Here is a 4,850-nt window from a genome sequence, read left to right on the forward strand (position 1 = left end):
CTTAAGTCCTTATGTCAGGACGAAGTCTTGACACTCCCCGGGGCGGCAGAGAGGCTGTGCCCCACAAACCGCACCAGCGCCTCCCGGTCACCGCCGACCGGCGAGAGGAGAGCCGCAGCATGTCCACACCCCGTGCCGCCGCGCCCGTTCTGGACCGCATCCGCGTCGGTTCCGCCCCCGATTCCTGGGGCGTCTGGTTCCCCGACGACGACCAGCAGGTCCCCTGGCAGCGCTTCCTGGACGAGGTCGCCGAGGCCGGCTACGAGTGGATCGAACTCGGCCCCTACGGCTATCTACCCACCGACTCGGCCGTACTCCACGAAGAGATCACCCGCCGCAGCCTCAAGGTCTCGGCCGGCACCATCTTCACCTCGCTCCACCACGGCCCGTCCGTCTGGGACAAGACCTGGGCCCACGTCTCCGAAGTCGCCACCCTCACCCAGGCGATGGGCGCCAAGCACCTCGTCGTCATCCCCTCCTTCTGGCGGGACGACAAGACCGCCGAGGAGCTCGAACCCCGTGAGCTGACCGTCGAACAGTGGAAGCACCTCACCTCCGGCATGGAACGCCTCGGCAAGCGGGTACGCGACGAGTTCGGCCTGGACATCGTCGTCCACCCGCACGCCGACACCCACATCGACACGGAGGAGCACGTCGAGCGCTTCCTCGACGTCACCGACTCCGACCTCGTCAACCTCTGCCTGGACACCGGCCACTACGCCTACTGCGGCGGTGACAGCGTCAAACTGATCCGCACCTACGGCGAGCGGATCGGCTACCTCCACCTCAAGCAGGTCGACCCGGACATCCTCAGCGACGTCGTCGCGAAGGGCACACCCTTCGGCCCGGCCGTCCAGCAGGGCGTGATGTGCGAGCCGCCGCTGGGTGTACCGGCGCTACCTCCCGTCCTGGAAGCCGCCCAGGAACTGAACGTCGACCTCTTCGCCATCGTCGAGCAGGACATGTACCCCTGCCCGCCCGACCAGCCCTTCCCGATCGCCGAGCGCACACGGCGCTTCCTGCGCTCCTGCGGCGCGTGAGCGCAGCACGAGCGCGCGTAGGCCCCGGAGGGGCGGAGGACGCGGAGGGGCGGAGGACGCGGAGGGGCGGAGGACGCGGAGGGAGCGGAAAACTCAGAGGGAGCGCGTGCAGCCTGAGCCCGCGGGGCTCGAGCACGTAAGCAGCGCGAGTGCGTCAGTCAGCAGCGCGAGCGCATAAGCGACCGCGACCGTGACCGCGTAGCGACCGCGACCGCGACGGTGACCGCGCCTGATGGGATCCCCCCCTCGTGCGCTCATGCCCCGCTTCGCGCGCCACTCGCCTCCTCGTGCGCGCCCCGTACCTCCCCTCCTTCCCGCACACCTCCACCCTCGCGGCATGTGCATGCATGCCTACTTCCTCCCGTGCATGACTCGCGTGAGTGCCTTGCGCGCCTCCTCATACTCCGGCAACGATTACAGAGAGTAATCAGTTCCCAGGGTATTTCACAGTCCGTGAGAAGTGAAGGAGAGGGAGTGGAGAGGCGAGGGTGGAGGGTGGAAGAGATGGGAGTGGAAGGGATGGAGGGGGATGGGGGTTGGAGCTGCGGAACAAGGATGAAGGGAGAGGAGGGCGAGATGGGGTCAGGTGGCCCGGGCGGAGCGGGTGAGATGGCCCGGATGCGCGAGAGGCCAGGGGAGCCGGGCAGGCCGCAGTCCATGCGCGCGCAGGCGCGCGCATGGACGCATACGTAGGCGTAGCCGTAGGCCCGTGGGCGTAGCCGTGGATGGATGCGCAGCCGCGGATGTAGGTGCGGATGCGGTTGCGGGTGCGGATGCAGGTGCAGAGCGAGATGAGATGAAGGGTTGGACGGGATGAGTTCGTACGGGATGTTGGGTGTGGCGGTCATCGGTACCGGGCGGATGGGGGCCGACCATGTGCGCCGGATCGACGAGGTGATCAGTGGCGCCCGGGTGGCTGCGGTGGCCGATATCGATGCCGACCGGGCCAAGCACCTCGCCGACGGCATCGACGGGGCCGCCGCGTACAGCGACCCGGCCGCCGCCATGGACGACCCCGCGGTGGACGCCGTGCTGATCGCCTCGCCGGGGCCGGCGCACGAGGCGGCGCTGCTCGACGCGTTCGCACGGGATCTGCCGGTCCTGTGCGAGAAGCCGCTCACCCCCGACGCGGCCTCCGCGCTGCGGGTCCTGGAGGCGGAGCAGAAGCTGGGCCACCGGCGCGTCCAGGTGGGCTTCATGCGACGTTACGACGCCGGCTACCGCACCCTCAAGTCCCTACTGGAGCAGGGGACTTACGGCCGTCCGCTGATGCTGCACAACAAGCACCGCAACGCCGACACCCCGCCCGGCTTCACCAACGCGATGATGATCAACGACTCGGTGGTGCACGAGATCGATGTGACGCGCTGGCTGCTGGACGACGAGATCACCGCCGTCCGCGTCCTGCGCCCGGCCCCCAGCGGCAACGCTCCCGACGGGCTCAGCGACCCGCAGCTGATCCTTTTCGAGACGGCCGGCGGGCAGGTCGTGGACACCGAGCTCTTCGTCAACTGCGGCTTCGGCTACCAGGTCAGCTGCGAGGCGGTCTGCGAGAGCGGCACCGCCCGGATCGGCGACGACCACGGCGTCTTCGTCAACACGTCGGGCCGGTGGGGCGGCACCATCACCCCCGGTTTCGTGGAGCGCTTCGAGGAGGCGTACGACCGGCAGGTGCAGCGCTGGGTGGACGCCACCCGACGCGGCGAGGTCGAGGGCCCCAGTTGCTGGGACGGCTATGCGGCGGCTGCGGTGTGCGAGGCCGGGGTACTCGCGCAGGCCACCGGCGAGCGGGTCGCCGTCGAGCTGATCGACCGCCCGGCGCTCTACCGCTGAGGCCACGTCTCCTGAGGTCGCGACCCCTGAGGCCATGTCTCCTAAGGTCGCGTCCCCTGGGGTCGCGCCCCCTGAGGCCACGTCCCCTTTTGCCGACAGCCGTCCCCCGTGTTCCCCTTCTCTGTTCGCCCCGTTTCTCCCTGGTCCGCTGATCCCCCGTTCCCTCCGTTCCCTCCGTTCCCTCCGGTCCCTCCGGTCCCCTGCCCCCCTGATTCCCTGATCCCCTGATCTCGCCTCCCCCCTTCCCTTCCCGTTCCTTCCCTCCCTCCCCTCACTCCTCCCCGCCCCCTCCGACCGGCGAAAGGCCGCACCATGTGTACCGCCCCACTCCCCCACGCGTCCCGTATAGCCCCACCACCAGCCCGTACGCCCGACTGGAGCTGACCATGGCGGCTCCGACCAGCAAGACGGCACCCACCGGGGCCGAAGCCGGCTCCTCCGGCGGTCCGGACGGCGACTCCCGCGACGCCTCCGGGGCCCGCTCCGGGTCTCGCTCCGGGGCCCGCAGTGCCAAGCGCTTCATCGTCGGCATCGCTGCCATCGCCGCCCTCGGCGGCGCCCTGTTCGGCTACGACACCGGAGTGGTCTCCGGCGCCCTCCCCTTCATGGAGCGGCACTTCGGCCTCACCTCGCTCGGCGAGGGCATCATCACCAGCGCACTGCTGATCGGCGCGGCCTTCGGCTCGCTGGCCGGCGGCCGGATGTCCGACGCACTGGGCCGGCGCAACTCCCTGCTGTGGGCGGGCGCGGTGTTCATCGGCGGGGCGCTGGCCGTCGCGCTGGCGCCGACCGTACCGTTCATGGCCGTGGCCCGGTTCGTACTGGGTCTCGCCGTGGGCAGCGCCTCCGTCATCACGCCGCTCTACCTCTCCGAGATCGCGCCCCCGCACATCCGCGGCCGGCTGGTCTCCTTCAACTCCCTGATGATCGTCAGCGGTCAACTGCTCGCGTACCTCATCAACGCCGTACTGGCCCACTGGGAGGCGTGGCGCTGGATGCTGGGACTGGCCGCGCTGCCGGCGGTGGCGCTGTTCCTCGGTGTCCTCTTCCTGCCCGATACGCCGCGCTGGTACATCAGCCGGGGACGGCAGGCCGAGGCCGCCGAGGTGCTGCGCCGTACGCTGCCCGCCGACGACGTCCCCGCCGAGCTGCGCCGTATCGACCACGCCCGCAGCCTGGAGGCCGATGCGCAGCGCGGCGCTTGGCGGGAACTGCGTACGCCGTGGGTGCGGCGGCTGCTGCTGGTCGGCGTCGGGCTGGCGATCGTCCAACAGATCACCGGCGTCAACGCGGTGATCTACTTCGCCCCCAAGATCCTCGCGACGACCGGTCTGGGCACCAATGCCGCGATCACCGCCACCATCGCGGTGGGCGCCATCTCGGTCATCGCCACCGCGATCGGCATGTCGCTGATCGACCGGGTCGGGCGGCGCCCCATGCTGCTGGCCGGCCTGTCCGGTATGGCGCTCTCCCTGGGGCTGCTCGGCGCGGCCTTCCACCTTCCGCACTCCACCGCCGTCAGCTGCCTCGTCCTCGCGTTGATGGTCCTCTACATGGGGTTCATGCAGGCCACGCTGAACACCGGTGTCTGGCTGCTGCTCGCCGAGATGTTCCCGCTGAAGGTGCGCGGACTGGCCATGGGCGCCGCGGTGTTCGTGATGTGGCTGGTCAACTTCGGTGTGGCGCTGGCCTTCCCGGTGCTGCTCGACGCGGTCGGCGCGGGCATCACGTTCTGGCTCTTCGGCCTGATGTGCGTCCTCTCGCTGCTCTTCTGCAAGCGGTACGCACCGGAGACGAAGGGGCTGGCCCTGGAGGACCTGGAGCAGGAGCTGCGGAAGGCGGCCCAGGGGCCGGGGGCCGGCGAGACCGCGCGGGCCGGGCGGGGCTGAGACCGGGCGGTGTCCCGGACCCGTTACGGCCGTCCGATCCCGCCTCTGCCATCACTCCGCGAGGACCGTCCCCCGGCCCCGGCGGCCG

General features: G+C 70.2%; 3 protein-coding genes. All 3 read left to right on the plus strand.

Annotated elements, in window-relative coordinates:
• The first annotated feature begins 119 nt into the window (after positions 1–119).
• Positions 120–1,040: a sugar phosphate isomerase/epimerase family protein gene (locus RZ84_RS12740; protein WP_043264416.1), complete on the plus strand. Its 921-nt coding sequence runs from the start codon at positions 120–122 to the stop codon at positions 1,038–1,040.
• An 813-nt stretch (positions 1,041–1,853) separates the two neighbouring features.
• Positions 1,854–2,873, plus strand: coding sequence for a Gfo/Idh/MocA family protein (locus RZ84_RS12745; RefSeq protein ID WP_043264417.1), 1,020 nt, complete (start codon positions 1,854–1,856; stop codon positions 2,871–2,873).
• Positions 2,874–3,259: 386 nt separating this feature from the next.
• Entirely contained in the window at positions 3,260–4,762 is a 1,503-nt protein-coding gene (locus tag RZ84_RS12750) for a sugar porter family MFS transporter (protein ID WP_052229916.1), read from the plus strand.
• The last annotated feature ends 88 nt before the right edge of the window (positions 4,763–4,850 follow it).

The organism is Streptomyces sp. CT34 (assembly GCF_000805335.1).
GTDB lineage: Bacteria > Actinomycetota > Actinomycetes > Streptomycetales > Streptomycetaceae > Streptomyces.

Excerpts from the sequence above, each read along its gene's own strand:
- RZ84_RS12740 (WP_043264416.1), top strand. The coding sequence starts at position 120 with ATGTCCACACCCCGTGCCGCCGCGCCCGTTCTGGACCGCATCCGCGTC.
- RZ84_RS12750 (WP_052229916.1), top strand. The coding sequence starts at position 3,260 with ATGGCGGCTCCGACCAGCAAGACGGCACCCACCGGGGCCGAAGCCGGC.
- RZ84_RS12745 (WP_043264417.1), top strand. The coding sequence starts at position 1,854 with ATGAGTTCGTACGGGATGTTGGGTGTGGCGGTCATCGGTACCGGGCGG.